12 protein-coding genes are annotated in these 14,473 nt (G+C 65.0%); all 12 read left to right on the forward strand.

Annotated elements, in window-relative coordinates:
• Window positions 1–65 precede the first annotated feature (65 nt).
• The 12 genes from dusB (at window position 66) to groL (ending at window position 14,472) form a co-directional block, all read left to right on the forward strand.
• On the forward strand, window positions 66–1,094 hold the full coding sequence (gene dusB, locus AAFN88_RS14695; RefSeq protein ID WP_347521106.1) for a tRNA dihydrouridine synthase DusB: 1,029 nt from the start codon (window positions 66–68) through the stop codon (window positions 1,092–1,094).
• A gap of 1 nt (window position 1,095) precedes the next feature.
• Window positions 1,096–2,250, forward strand: coding sequence for an ATP-binding protein (locus AAFN88_RS14700; protein WP_347521107.1), 1,155 nt, complete (start codon window positions 1,096–1,098; stop codon window positions 2,248–2,250).
• A complete protein-coding gene (gene ntrC, locus AAFN88_RS14705; protein WP_347521108.1) occupies window positions 2,247–3,695 on the forward strand; it encodes a nitrogen regulation protein NR(I) in 1,449 nt (482 codons plus the stop codon). The genes AAFN88_RS14700 and ntrC overlap by 4 nt, the downstream gene beginning before the upstream one ends.
• 3 nt (window positions 3,696–3,698) lie before the next feature.
• Complete coding sequence (locus AAFN88_RS14710; protein WP_347521109.1) at window positions 3,699–6,050, forward strand: PAS domain-containing sensor histidine kinase; 2,352 nt, start codon at window positions 3,699–3,701, stop codon at window positions 6,048–6,050.
• A complete protein-coding gene (locus AAFN88_RS14715) occupies window positions 6,043–7,434 on the forward strand; it encodes a sigma-54 dependent transcriptional regulator (protein ID WP_347521110.1) in 1,392 nt (463 codons plus the stop codon). The genes AAFN88_RS14710 and AAFN88_RS14715 overlap by 8 nt, the downstream gene beginning before the upstream one ends.
• 27 nt (window positions 7,435–7,461) lie before the next feature.
• Window positions 7,462–8,838, forward strand: coding sequence for a Trk system potassium transporter TrkA (gene trkA / locus AAFN88_RS14720; protein WP_347521112.1), 1,377 nt, complete (start codon window positions 7,462–7,464; stop codon window positions 8,836–8,838).
• Between the two features lie 62 nt (window positions 8,839–8,900).
• A complete protein-coding gene (locus AAFN88_RS14725; protein WP_347521113.1) occupies window positions 8,901–9,764 on the forward strand; it encodes a D-amino-acid transaminase in 864 nt (287 codons plus the stop codon).
• Window positions 9,761–10,459, forward strand: a complete 699-nt coding sequence (locus tag AAFN88_RS14730) for an HAD family hydrolase (protein ID WP_347521114.1) — start codon at window positions 9,761–9,763, stop codon at window positions 10,457–10,459. Before AAFN88_RS14725 ends, AAFN88_RS14730 begins: the two co-directional genes overlap by 4 nt.
• A 198-nt stretch (window positions 10,460–10,657) precedes the next feature.
• Window positions 10,658–10,915 carry an RNA chaperone Hfq gene (gene hfq / locus AAFN88_RS14735; protein ID WP_347521116.1) on the forward strand — a complete coding sequence of 86 codons (258 nt, stop codon included), beginning with the start codon at window positions 10,658–10,660 and terminating at the stop codon, window positions 10,913–10,915.
• Between the two features lie 114 nt (window positions 10,916–11,029).
• The gene (gene hflX / locus AAFN88_RS14740) at window positions 11,030–12,370 is read left to right on the forward strand and encodes a GTPase HflX (protein WP_347521117.1); all 1,341 of its coding nucleotides are present in this window, start codon (window positions 11,030–11,032) and stop codon (window positions 12,368–12,370) included.
• 149 nt (window positions 12,371–12,519) lie between these two features.
• A complete protein-coding gene (groES, locus tag AAFN88_RS14745) occupies window positions 12,520–12,807 on the forward strand; it encodes a co-chaperone GroES (RefSeq protein ID WP_347521118.1) in 288 nt (95 codons plus the stop codon).
• 15 nt (window positions 12,808–12,822) lie between these two features.
• Complete coding sequence (groL, locus tag AAFN88_RS14750; RefSeq protein ID WP_347521119.1) at window positions 12,823–14,472, forward strand: chaperonin GroEL; 1,650 nt, start codon at window positions 12,823–12,825, stop codon at window positions 14,470–14,472.
• Window position 14,473 lies beyond the last annotated feature (1 nt).

Below are 14,473 nucleotides of genomic sequence, written 5' to 3' on the forward strand. Positions count from 1 at the left end.
GAAGGCGGCTGCGGCCCCGGCGAAGCAGGCGCCCTGCGGCCCCCTTGCGTCGAATGAGGAACTGGATGGGCATCACCCTTGGAAAGCTGGAATTGGAGGCGCCGGTCATCCTGGCGCCCATGTCCGGCGTCACCGACCAGCCGTTCCGCCGCCTGGTACGGCAGTTCGGCGCGGGACTGGTGGTTTCCGAGATGATCGCCAGCAACGCCATGATCCGGCAGATGCAGGACTCAGTGAAAGAATCCCGCAAGATGTCGGACGACTGCGCGGCGGAATATCCGCTTTCGGTACAGCTTGCCGGCAGCGACCCGGAGGTCATGGCCGAAGCGGCGAAGCTCAACGCCGACCGTGGCGCCGCCGTCATCGACATCAATTTCGGCTGTCCGGCCAAGAAGGTGACCAACAAGGCCTGCGGCTCTGCGATCATGCAGGACGAAGCCCTGGCGGGGCGCATCATGGCCGCGGTGGTCGCGGCGGTCGATCTGCCCGTCACCGTGAAGATGCGCACCGGCTGGAACCTCGAAAACCGGAACGCGCCGCGGATCGCGCGCATTGCCGAAGACTGTGGCGTGAAGATGCTGACCGTGCACGGCCGCACCCGTTGCCAGAAATACGCTGGGGAGGCGGACTGGACCTTCGTGCGCCAGGTCAAGGATGCGGTGCGACTGCCGGTCGTAGTCAACGGCGATATCGTGACGGTGGAGGGCGCGGCCGAGGCCCTGGAACGCTCCGGCGCCGACGGCGTGATGATCGGCCGCGGGGCCTACGGCCGGCCGTGGTTTCTGCGCCAGGTGATGGACTACCTGCAGGACGGCACGCGCTTGGCCGATCCCGCGCCGGCGCGCCGCCTTGAGGTGATGCTGGACCATTACGAAGGTCTTCTTTCGCTCTACGGCTGCCGTCATGGCGTGCGCATCGCGCGCAAGCACCTTGGCTGGTACGCCAAGGGGCTGGACGGCGCCGCCGAGTTCCGAGCCCGCATGAACCGGGAGGACGATCCGGAGCAGGTGAAGGGGATGATTCGTGCGCTCTTCGCACCGGTCTTGGACGGCACTTCCCGGACCGGGCGCACAGTGGCGAAAGCGGCGGCATAGAATGGCCAAGGTTTCCGATGTCCTCGCCCGCAAGACCGCACGCAGCGGCAGCCCGGACCCCGGCTCGATCCTTTCGGCCCTGTCTGTGCCTCTCTTCGTGATCGACGGTGCGGACCGCCTGTCCTTCGTCAATCAGGCCGCCGAGCAGTTCTTCGCCTCTTCGACCTCCACGCTGCTGGGACGGCCGTTGAATGAATTCCTGCCGGACGACAGTCCTGTCTTCGGGCTGATTCATCAGGTGCGCGATGGCGGCTATTCGGTCTCGGAGTACGGCATCACGCTTTCCGGCCCGAAAATCGGCTCGCACTTCGTCTCCATCGACGCCGCCAACCTGGGCGACCGGCCGGGCAGCGTCGTGGTCTCGGTTCATGAGCGCTCCATCGCCCGCAAGATCGACCACCAGCTCGTGCACCGCAACGCCGCCCGCTCCGTGACCGCCATGGCCGCCATGCTGGCTCACGAGGTGAAGAACCCGCTCTCCGGCATTCGCGGCGCCGCACAGCTTCTGGAGCAGAACGCCGAGCCCGAGGATCATCAGCTCACCCGCCTGATCTGCGAGGAAGCCGACCGCATCGTCGAGCTGGTGGACCGCATGGAGATGTTCTCCGACACCCAGCCCCTCGCGCGCGAACCGGTCAACATCCATGTGGTGCTGGAGCGTGTCCGCCGCCTGGCGGAAAACGGCTTTGCCCGTCATGTGAAGTTCATCGAGAGCTACGACCCTTCGTTGCCGCCGGTCTACGGCAACCGCGACCTGCTGATTCAGGCGATCCTGAACCTGGTGAAAAACGCCGCCGAAGCGGTGCCGAAGGAGGGCGGGGAGATCACCCTCTCGACCCGCTATCAACAGGGCGTGCGCCTTGCCATTCCCGGCAGCGGCAGCCGCGTCGATCTGCCGTTGCAGGTGATGATCCAGGACAACGGCCCCGGCATTCCCGAGGATATCCAGCCCCATCTCTTCGATCCCTTCGTCAGCACCAAGGCAGGGGGCAGCGGCCTGGGCCTGGCGCTGGTCGCCAAGATCATCGACGACCACGGCGGCGTGATCGAATTCGACAACCAGCCGCGGCGCACCCTGTTCCGCCTGATGCTGCCCATGGTGCCGCGGGAAACCGGCCCCGACGAAGCCGACAGAGACAGCGGGCCCGCGGCATGAGCGGCGCCACCATCCTGGTCGCCGACGACGATCGCGCGATCCGCACCGTTCTGACCCAGGCGTTGGGCCGCCAAGGCCATGTGGTGCGCACCACCGGCAACGCCGCCACTCTGTGGCAATGGGTGAATGAAGGCGAAGGCGACCTGATCATCACCGACGTGGTGATGCCCGACGAGAACGGCCTGGACCTGATCCCCCGCATCAAGAAGCTGCGCCCGGGGCTGCGCATCCTGGTGATGTCGGCGCAGAACACCCTCTTGACCGCCGTCAAAGCCACCGAACGCGGCGCCTTCGAATACCTGCCCAAGCCTTTCGACCTGCGCGAGTTGATCTCGGTGGTCGACCGCGCCCTTTCGGAACCGGCCGGCACCGAAGGCCAGGCCAAGGCGCTGGCGGAGGAGGGCGAGGAGCAACTGCCGCTGATCGGCCGCTCCCAGGCGATGCAGGAGATCTACCGCGTTCTCGCCCGGCTCATGCCGACCGACCTGACGGTGATGATCTACGGCGAGTCCGGCACCGGTAAGGAGCTGGTGGCCCGTGCGCTGCACGACTACGGCAAGCGCCGGCGCGGCACCTTCGTGGCCGTGAACATGGCCGCCATCCCGCGCGAGCTGATCGAAAGCGAGCTCTTCGGCCACGAGAAAGGCGCCTTCACCGGCGCAACCGTGCGTTCCTACGGCCGCTTCGAGCAGGCCACCGGGGGCACGCTGTTTCTGGACGAGATCGGCGACATGCCGCTGGAGGCCCAGACGCGGCTGCTGCGCGTGCTGCAGGAAGGCGAGTACACCACGGTCGGCGGGCGCACGCCGATCCGCGCCGACGTGCGCATCGTCGCCGCCACGCACCGCGACCTGCGGCAGATGGTCCGCCAAGGGCTGTTCCGCGAGGACCTTTACTATCGCCTCAGTGTCGTGCCCATCCGCCTGCCGCCGCTGCGCGAGCGCAGCGAGGACATCCCCGAACTGGTGCGCCACTTCTTCGCCGCGGCGCAAGACGAGGGCCTGGCGGCCAAGTCGATCGACGCCGAGGCGATGAACGCCCTGAAGGCCTATCACTGGCCCGGCAACGTGCGTGAACTGGAGAACCTGGTGCGCCGCCTGACGGTGCTTTACAGCCAGGAGACCATCGACCGGGACGTCATCGAGAGCGAGCTGAGCGAAGGCAAGGCGGCCGAGCATGCCGCCGCCCCGCCGCCGGCCGAGTCGCTGAGTGGTGCCGTGGAGCAACATCTGCGTGCCTATTTTGCCGCACACGAGGACGGGCTGCCGGCCTCCGGCCTCTACGACCGTGTCCTGCGCGAGATCGAGCGCCCCTTGATCGAGCTATCGCTTTCCGCCACAAGGGGAAATCAGATCCGGGCGGCAAAGCTGCTGGGCTTGAACCGAAATACATTGCGGAAAAAGATTCGGGACCTGGACATCCAGGTGATTCGCGGCCTTAAATAGCCTGTGGCTAATATACAACAGACCGGTGAACTCACCCCCCGCGCGGGCGGCGGAACCCGACCGGGCGCTCCGCCCGCGGAAGAGGGGGCGGCGCGCCCGCGGTTCGGCCGCCTGCTGGAATGGCTGGGACGCATCAAGGCTGAACGGACGGTCGCGCTGATTCTCCTGATCGGCGCGCTGGTCTGCGGCACGGCGACGTTCGTCGCGATGACCGGCAACCTCTCGACGACCGCCGATACCGACCATATTCTCCTGCTCCTCCTGGCCGACCTGGTCATCATCCTCGGCCTTGCCGCGCTGATCACCCGGCGCCTGGCCATCCTCTGGATCGAGCGTAAGAAGGGGCGGGCCGGTTCGCGCCTGCACGGCCGGCTGGTCGCCTTGTTCTCGGTCGTCGCCGTGGCGCCGACCATCCTGGTCGCGGCCTTCTCGGTCATTATCTTCGACTTGGGGCTGGAGTTCTGGTTCAGCGAGCGGGTGTCCACGGCCATCAAGAACTCGCGCGCCGTCGCCGCCGCCTATCTGGACGAGCACCAGCAGGCAATCGCCGCCGACGCCTTGGCGATCGCCCAGGTGCTGAACCGGGGAGGACCCTCGCTGGTCTACAACCCGGCGATCTTCAACAACGTCATGACCCGGCAGGCCAATCAGCGTTACCTGACGGAAGCGGCGGTCTACGACAGCTCCGGACGGATGCTGGCCCGCTCCTCGAGCTTCCTGCTGGCCTTCAACCCGGAAATTCCCGAGTGGGCCTTCGAGCGCGCCCGTAACGAAGGCATGGCCATCATGACTTCGGAGGAAGAGGACCGCGTGCGCGCCCTGGTTCGCCTGGACCTGGCCGCCGACGCCTATCTCTACGTCGGCCGCCTGGTCGACTCCCGGGTCGTCGGGCACATGGAGAGTACCCGCTGGGCGGTGCAGCGTTACGAGGACCTGGAGGGCAACCGCTTCAGCCTGCAGATCACCTTCGCGCTAATCTTCCTGGTGGTGGCCCTGCTGCTGCTGCTCGTGGCGGTATGGATCGGCCTGGCCTTCGCCAACCAGCTCACCGGCCCCATTGGCAGCCTGATCGCCACGGCCGAGAAAGTCGGTAAAGGCGATCTCAAGGCCAGGGTCCAGGGCCCGCCGCGCCGCGACGAGATCGGAAACCTCTCCCGCGCCTTCAACAAGATGACCGGGCAACTGGAGCGGCAACAAGACGCCCTCCTGGAGGCCAACGAGGAACTGGATAACCGCAACCGCTTCATCGAGGCGGTGCTGGGCGGCGTCTCGGCGGGGGTCTTCGGGCTGGACGAGCACGGCCACATCAACCTCGCCAACCGCATGGCCTGCGACTTTCTCGGCAAGAAGTTCCAATCCATGCGCGGTCATACCTTGACCGAGGTGATGCCGGAGATCGACGACCTGCTCGCGCGCGCCCGCAGGCGCCCGCGCAAGCTCGTCGAGCGGCAGCTTTCGATCCCGGATTCCAGCGGCTCGGAGCGGGTGCTTCTGGTGCGCATCTCCGCAGAACTGGAACACGGCGCCATCATGGGGTTCGTCGTCACCTTCGACGAAATCACCCAGTTGCTGTCCGCGCAACGAAAAGCGGCCTGGTCAGATATCGCGCGCCGCATCGCCCACGAGATCAAGAATCCGCTGACGCCGATCCAACTTGCCGCAGAGCGGCTGAAGCGCAAATATGTGAACCAGATCACCAACGACCCCGACACCTTCAAGATCTGCACCGACACGATCGTCCGCCATGTCGGCGACATCGGCCGCATGGTCGACGAATTCTCGGCCTTTGCGCGGATGCCGACCCCCGACATTCGCAAGGAAGACATCTGCAAGCTGGTGGGAGAAGCCGTCCTCCTGCAACGCACGGCGCGCCAGGACCTGCGCTTCGACTTCAAACCGCCGGCCGAGAAAATCATCCTTGCCTGCGACGGCCGTCAGGTTGGCCAAGCCTTGACCAACCTATTGAAGAACGCCATCGAGTCCATCGAGGGACGGCATATCCAAGAAGGCGAGGCGGCACCGCCTGGGCAGATATCGGTATCGATCCACAGCGAAGACAGCCAGTGCACCGTCGACATCTGCGACAACGGCAAGGGCCTGCCAAAGGCGGATCGCAATCGCCTTACCGAACCTTACGTTACGACCCGCGAGCGCGGCACTGGACTCGGACTCGCAATTGTGAAGAAGATCATGGAGGATCATGGCGGCAATCTTATTCTCCGGGACCGGGAAGAAGGCGGCGCGATCGTCAGTCTCATTTTCCCCTTGCGCGAAGAAGTGGTAGATAGCGGCGCTGGGCTGTCCGAGAACGAAGCCGAGGCGCCGGTTGTGGAAAGAGCTGCAGGACATGGGTGACGAAATCCTCATCGTCGACGACGAAGTCGACATTCGAATGCTGATCACCGGTATCCTGCAGGACGAAGGCTACGAAACCCGGGATGCCGGAAACAGCGACACCGCTCTGGAAATGCTGCGCCAGAAGCGGCCGAGCCTCGTCATTCTCGATATCTGGCTGCAAAACTCGACGCTGGACGGCATGGAAATCCTTGATGTCATCAAGCGGGAGTACCCCTCGGTGCCGGTGGTGATGATCTCGGGTCACGGCAACATCGAGACAGCGGTCAACGCCATCAAACTGGGTGCCTACGACTTCATCGAGAAACCCTTCAAGTCCGACCGCCTGCTGCTGATCGTACAGCGCGCCATCGAGGCCGCGCGCCTGCGCAGCGAGAATGAGGAACTGCGCCTGCGCGTTGGCCAGTCGGAGGATATGATCGGTTCATCGTCCTGGTATCATCATGTGAGCCAGGCGATCCGCAAAGTGGCGCCGACCGGCAGCCGCGTGCTGATTACCGGCCCGGCGGGCGCCGGCAAGGAAGTGGTGGCCCGGCAGCTCCATACCTGCTCGCACCGCGCCTCGGCGCCCTTCGTAGCCCTGAACTGCGCGACCATGCATCCGGACCGCCTGGAGCCGGAGCTCTTCGGCATCGAACCGAACCCGGACGACGGCGAGGATACGGGCAAACTCGGGACCTTCGAGCGGGCCCATGGCGGAACCCTGTTCCTGGACGAGGTCGCCGACATGCCCTTGGAAACTCAGGGCAAGATCGTTCGCGTGCTGCAGGAGCAGACCTTCCAGCGGGTCGGCGGCAACAACCGCATCGCGGTGGACGTCCGCGTCATCGCCGCCACCAACCGCGATCTGCCGGCACTGATCTCCGAGGGTCAATTTCGCGAAGACCTGTTCTACCGCCTCAACGTGGTGCCCATCGAGGTGCCGTCGCTGCGCGAAAGGCGCGAGGATATCCCCGCACTGGTCGACTACTTCATGGAACGCGCGGCCGAGAACGCGGGTCTGCCGCCGCGCAACCTCAGCGACGATGCCTTGGCGGCGCTGCGCGCCTACGACTGGCCCGGCAACGTGCGTCAGCTCCGCAATATCATCGAATGGGTCCTGATCATGGCTCCGGGCCGCGTGCAGGATCCGGTGCGCCCGGACATGCTGCCGCCGGAGATCGGAGCCTCCTCGCCGGCCTCCTTACCGGGGGAAACGGGGGAGGAGATTATGTCTCTGCCGCTGCGTGAAGCTCGAGAGGTCTTCGAGCGCAAATACCTGGAAGCCCAGGTCATGCGCTTCGGCGGTAATATTTCCCGTACGGCCAATTTCGTCGGCATGGAACGCTCGGCCTTGCACCGCAAACTGCGCTCTCTCGGCGTCGGCACGGTCGAACGCGCCTGAATGAGCGACAGCGGAGCCATCTAGGATATGAAAGTCATTATCTGCGGTGCCGGCCAGGTCGGCTTCAACATCGCGCGCTATCTGTCGAGCGAAAACGCCGACGTGACGGTGATCGACCAATCCCGCGAACTGATCGAGAAGATCACCGATTCTCTCGACGTCAAAGGATTGGTCGGCTTCGCGTCGCACCCCGACGTGCTGGAAAGCGCCGGCGCCTCCGACGCGGAGATGGTCATCGCCGTGACCTACGCCGACGAAGTGAACATGGTCGCCTGCCAGATCTGCCACTCGATCTTCGAGGTGCCGACGAAGATCGCCCGCGTGCGCCACCAGAGCTACCTGGAACCCATGTGGTCGGATCTCTTCAGCCGCGACCATATGCCGATCGACGTCATCATCTCGCCTGAGATCGAGGTCGCGCGCGCCATCGAACGGCGCCTGCAACTGCCCGGCGCCTTCGACGTGCAGCCGCTCGCCGACGGAAAAGTCAGTCTCGTCGGGCTGCACTGCAGCGAGGAAACGCCGGTCATCAACACGCCGCTGCGGCAGTTGACGGCGCTGTTCCCGGATCTGCACATAGTGATCATCGGCATCTCGCGCGAGGGCAAGGGCTTCGTGCCGACCCCCGACGACGAAATGCGCGCCGGCGACGACGTCTACCTGGTCGCCGACACCTCGCACCTCGCACGGACCATGGCCGCCTTCGGCCACGAGGAGAAGGAAGCGCGCCGGGTGATCATCGTCGGCGGCGGAAACATCGGGCTCAACCTGGCCCACGCGGTGGAGAAGAACCACCCTCAGGTCAATCTTAAGGTCATCGAAGTCGACAAACGCCGCGCCGAGACCGTCGCCCAAGCGCTGCAGCGGACCGTGGTGATCCACGGCGACGCCCTCGATACCGAGATCCTGGACGAGGCCAATGCCGCCATTGCCGAAACGGTGATCGCGGTCTCCAATGACGACGAGGTCAACATTCTGACCTCGCTGCTGGCCAAGCGTTACGGCTGCAAGCGCGCCGTCACCCTCATCAACAAGACATCCTATGGGCCGCTAGTGGGCACCCTGGGCATCGACACGGTGGTCAGCCCGCGCGCCATCACCGTCTCGAAGATCCTGCAGCACGTGCGCCGCGGGCGTATCCGCTCGGTGCACTCTTTGAGCGAGGACTTCGGCGAGGTCATCGAGGCCGAAGCGCTGGAGACCTCCAGCCTGGTCGGGGTGCCGATCCGCGAGGCGCGGCTGCCCGAGGGGGTCATCGTCGGGGCCATCGTGCGCGGCGACGAAGTGATCATTCCCCGCGGCGACACGGTCACCCGGCCCAACGACCTGGTGGTCATCTTCGCACGCTCCGAGACGGTGAAGAAGGTCGAGAAGCTCTTTGCCGTGAAGCTCGAGTTTTTCTAGGATCGCGCCCGAGCTTTCCCGTTTCCCGGAGTCGAAAGCAGAGTCGAAAGGAGAGGCCGCGGATGCCCCGTCAAGCCTATGTCAACGGCCGCTATGTGCCGCATCGTGACGCCGCCGTGCACATCGAAGACCGCGGCTATCAGTTCGCCGACGGCGTCTACGAGGTGGTGCCGGTCTACAACGGTATCCTGGTGGACGAAGACTTGCATCTCGACCGCCTGGATCGCTCTCTGCGCGAACTGCGGATCGCGCAGCCCATGACGCGGCCGGCGTTGAAGCTGATCTCGCGCGAGCTGATGCGCCGCAACGGGCTGTCCAACGGCTTCCTCTATATGCAGGTGACCCGCGGCGTAGCGCCGCGGGATCACAAGTTTCCCAAGGCCGCCAAGCCGGCCTTGGTCATGACCACGCGTCAGACCAAGCCGCACAGCACGCAACTGCTGGAAGACGGCCTTAAAGTCGTCACCGTGCCCGATCAGCGCTGGGACCGCTGCGACATCAAGTCGGTCTCGCTGCTGCCCAACATCCTCGGCAAGCAGGCGGCGGTCGAGGCGGGCGCCTACGAAGCCTGGCAGGTCGACCGGGACGGCATGATCACCGAAGGCACCTCGACCAACGCCTGGATCGTCACCCAGGACAACAAGGTCGTGACCCGTGACGCCACCCACTCGATCCTGGGCGGCATCACCCGGCACACCCTGCTGAAGCTGATCCGGGCCGAAGGCTATGACCTGGAAGAGCGGGCCTTCTCGGTGGAAGAGGCCAAGGCGGCGAAGGAGGCTTTCCTGACCTCCAGCACCTCGCTGGTGCTGCCGATCACCTCCCTGGACGACCAGCCGATCGGCAACGGCCATCCGGGTATCCTGACCGGTAAGCTGCGCCAGGTTTACATCGACTACATGCAGAGCCTGAAGCAGTCTGCATGACCCCGCCGCCCCCCAAAGCCGTCCTCTTCGACTGGGACAACACCCTGGTGGACAGCTGGGCGGTGATCCACCACGCCATGACCGCCACTTTCGAGGCCCTGGGGCAGCGGCCCTGGACCCTGGAGGAGACCAAGCGCAACGTTCGCAAGTCCGCCCGCGACAGTTTTCCCGAGCTGTTCGGGATGCGGGCGGAGGAGGCGACGGAGGTCTTCTACCGCACCTATGAAGCGGACCACCTGCAGCAGTTGAGAGCGCTGCCCGGCGCCGACGCCATGCTGCGCCGCCTGGCCACGGCCGAAGATCTACTGCTCGGCGTGGTCAGCAACAAGCGCGGGCACCTGCTCCGCCTGGAAGCCGCGGAACTGGGCTGGGAGCGCTATTTCGGGCCGCTGGTCGGCGCGGCCGATGCCGCCCGGGACAAGCCGGCGCGAGAGGTGATCGACTTCGCCCTGGCCGGCAGCGGCATCGCCCCGGGCCCGCAGGTCTGGTTCGTCGGCGATACGGATATCGACGTGCTCTGCGCCCGCAACAGCGGCTGCACGGCGATCCTGGTGCGCGCCGAACCGCCGGGGGAGGGGGAGTTCGGCAACTTGCCCCTGGGCGGCCATGTGAGCGACTGCAAAACTTTCGCCCAGCTCACCCTTTCCGCGCTTGAAAACGGCAAGGTTGAACAGCAAATAAGGGATTTCTCGTAAGAGAATTCGGCGCTTCCGCTACCCAACAGGATGATTTTTCATTTCCCAGAAGCCATGTTAGGAAGAGCTTTCTGGGGCGCGCTCGGGCGCGACGCGATCCGGTCGAATCTCTACATCGCAGAGGGATTTGACGAAAGGTTCGCAAGGGCCAGAATAAAAACAGACGACCGTCGTTAAGAACAAGAACAAGGTGCGAAAATGGCCGCTGAGAAAAACCAAAGCGTGCAGGACGTATTTCTCAATCACATTCGGAAAAACAAGGTCCCTGTGACTGTCTTTCTCGTTAACGGCGTGAAGCTGCAGGGCATTGTGACTTGGTTTGATAATTTTTCTGTTCTCCTGCGCCGCGATGCCCACTCGCAGCTGGTGTATAAGCACGCCATCTCGACCGTAATGCCGGCGACTCCGGTCCAGCTCTTCGACCCGACGAAGGAAGAAGAGGCCGCCGAGAGCTGATCCCGGAACGGTCGGAACCCCGAAGGGCGTGCCTGAGACGGCATCTGCCGGCAGCAAAGCCCAGAAGATGCAGGACCTGAAGGAAAGGGGCGGCGTGGAGCGCCGCCAGCCCGCATGACCGACCGTGCCCTCGTTGTGCACCCCGACTTGATGCAGCCCGGACTGCGCGCGCCCGCCGCGCGGCTGGAGGAGGCTGTCGGCCTCACCGCGGCCATCGACTTGGAGGTGGCGGCCAGCGAAGTGGTTCCGGTCAAGCAGGTCCGCCCCAACACCCTGATCGGCGGCGGCGCGGTGGAGCGGTTGGCCGGCGACATCCGTCTGCTGGAAATCGGCGTGGTGGTGGTCGACGCGTCGCTGACCCCGGTCCAACAGCGCAACCTGGAGCGCGCCTGGGACTGCAAGGTCATCGACCGCACCGGCCTGATCCTGGAGATCTTCGGCGAACGGGCACGCACCAAGGAAGGCAAGCTGCAGGTCGAATTGGCGGCGCTGACCTATCAGCGCTCCCGCTTGGTGCGGTCCTGGACCCACCTGGAGCGCCAGCGCGGCGGCTTCGGCTTCATGGGCGGCCCGGGCGAAAGCCAGCTCGAAATCGACCGCCGCCTGATCACAGAACGGATCACCCGCCTGAAGAAGGAACTGGGCCAGGTCCAGCGCACCCGCGGCCTGCACCGCGGCGCCCGGCAGCGCGTGCCCTATCCGGTGGTCGCCCTGGTCGGCTACACCAACGCCGGCAAGTCGACTCTCTTCAACCGCCTGACCGAAGCCAAGGTGCTGGCCCGCGACCAGCTCTTCGCCACCCTGGACCCGACCATGCGGCGGGTGGTCCTGCCGTCGGGGCAGAACATCATCTTGTCAGACACCGTGGGCTTCATCTCCGAGCTGCCCACCGACCTGGTGGCGGCTTTCCGGGCCACCCTCGAGGAGGTGACCGAGGCGGACGTGATCCTGCACGTGCGCGACGTGTCGCACCCCGACAGCCAGGCCCAACAGGCCGACGTCCTGGCGGTGCTGGCCGATCTGGGCATCGACGAAAGCACCGGCCACGTGCTGGAAGTGCTGAACAAGGCCGATCTGCTGGCCTCGGCCGAGCGCGGCCACTTGACCCAGCGGGTCGCCGGCCAGGGCGAGAGCGTGCTCTGCTCGGCGCTGACCGGCGAGGGGTGCGAGGAGGTGCTCAGCCTCATCGACCGGCACCTATCGGCGCAGCGGCGCCAAGTCACCATCGTCATGAAACTGGAAGAGGGGGCCGCCCTGGCCTGGCTCTACGACCATGGCGAGGTGGTGGGGCGGCAGGACCGCGAACTGATCACTGAGGTAGACGCGAAGCTGGCGCCCCGGGACTTGGATCGTTTTCTTAAGAAGTTCGCCTCTTGCATTGAAAACCATGATATTTTGGCCGCCCAATCGGCTGAACCCCAGATCGCTGACAGGAACTTGGCCTCCGGCGGTTGACTCTGCTTCCCCAGGCTTTTATATGCTCGTTAGCACTCGCCGTCGGTGAGTGCTAACAGAGATCAATCGGCGGGGACTTCCTGGCGAGCCGACGAGGCTTCTGACGGGTCCGCGCCACTCCCATACACACCAGACAGGGTAGAAGTTCCATGAAATTCAGGCCGCTGCATGACCGTGTCGTGGTCGAGCCGCTGGAGGAAGAAGAAAAAACCGCCGGTGGCATCATCATTCCCGACACGGCCAAAGAAAAGCCCATGCAAGGCAAGGTCCTTGCTGTCGGCCCGGGTACCCGGGGCGACGACGGCAAGCTGAATGCTCTGGACGTCAAGAAGGGCGACAAGGTCCTTTACGGCAAGTGGTCCGGAACCGAAGTGAAGTTGGACGGCAAGACCATGCTGATCATGCGCGAGTCCGACATCATGGGCGTTATGCAATAAGGAAGAGAACCAGATATGGCTGCGAAAGACGTTAAGTTTGGCGCCGACGCCCGTACGCGCATGCTGCGTGGTGTCGACATTCTGGCCGACGCCGTGAAAGTCACCCTCGGTCCCAAGGGCCGCAACGTGGTGATCGACAAGTCCTTCGGTGCTCCGCGCACGACCAAGGACGGCGTCACGGTGGCCAAGGAGATCGAGCTCTCCGACAAGTTCGAGAACATGGGCGCCCAGATGGTGCGCGAGGTTGCTTCGAAGACCAACGACATTGCCGGTGACGGCACGACCACTGCGACCGTTCTGGCGCAGTCGATCGTGCGCGAGGGCGCCAAGGCGGTTGCCGCCGGCATGAACCCGATGGATCTGAAGCGTGGCGTGGACCTGGCCGTCGAGGCCGTGGTTGCCGAGCTGCAGAAGAAGTCGAAGAAGATCTCCACCACCGGCGAAGTCGCCCAGGTCGGCACCATCTCCGCCAACGGCGAGGCCGAAATCGGCACCATGATCGCCGAGGCGATGGAGCGCGTCGGCAAGGAAGGCGTCATCACGGTGGAAGAGGCGAAGTCTCTCGAGACCGAGCTGGACGTGGTCGAGGGCATGCAGTTCGACCGCGGCTACCTGTCGCCATACTTCATCACCAACGCGGACAAGATGGTCTGCGAGATGGAGAACCCCTACATCCTGCTGCACGAGAAGAAGCTCTCCGGCCTGCAGCCCATGCTGCCGCTGCTGGAAGCCGTCGTGCAGTCCAGCCGTCCGCTGCTGATCATTGCCGAGGACGTCGAGGGCGAAGCCCTGGCGACCCTGGTGGTGAACAAGCTGCGCGGTGGCCTGAAGGTCGCCGCCGTGAAGGCCCCGGGCTTCGGCGACCGCCGCAAGGCCATGCTTGAGGACATTGCGATCCTCACCGGCGGCCAGGTGATCTCTGAGGATCTCGGCATCAAGCTCGAGAGCGCGAGCCTCGACATGCTGGGCTCGGCCAAGCGCGTGGTCATCACCAAGGAAGAGACCACCGTCATCGACGGCGCCGGCAAGAAGAAGGAAATCGCGGGCCGCTGCACGCAGATCCGGGCCCAGGCCGAGGAGACTACCTCGGACTACGACCGTGAGAAGCTGCAGGAGCGTCTGGCGAAGCTGGCCGGCGGCGTTGCCGTCCTGCGCGTCGGCGGCGCCACCGAGGTCGAGGTGAAGGAGCGTAAGGATCGCGTCGAAGACGCGATGAACGCCACCCGCGCCGCGGTCGAGGAAGGCATCGTCATCGGCGGCGGTACGGCTCTGCTGAACGCTGCCAAGGTGCTCTCCAAGCTGGAAGGCGTCAACGACGACCAGCGTGTCGGCATCGAACTGGTGGCCCGCGCGCTGCAGGCGCCGATCCGCCAGATCGCCGAGAACGCGGGCCACGAGGGCTCGATCGTCGTCGGCAAGATCCAGGACGCCAAGGACGCGGCCCTGGGCTTCGACGCTCAGAACGGCAAGTTCGTGAACATGTTCAAGGCCGGCATCATCGACCCGACCAAGGTCGTGCGTACCGCGCTGCAGGACGCGGCGTCCATCGCCGGCCTGCTGATCACGACCGAAGCCATGGTCGCCGACGCCCCCGAGAAGAAGGACGCCGCGCCTGCGGCTCCCGACATGGGTGGCATGGGCGGCATGGGTGGCATGGGCTTCTAAG

The sequence above is a fragment of the Pelagibius sp. CAU 1746 genome (assembly GCF_039839785.1).
Taxonomy (GTDB): domain Bacteria; phylum Pseudomonadota; class Alphaproteobacteria; order Kiloniellales; family Kiloniellaceae; genus Pelagibius.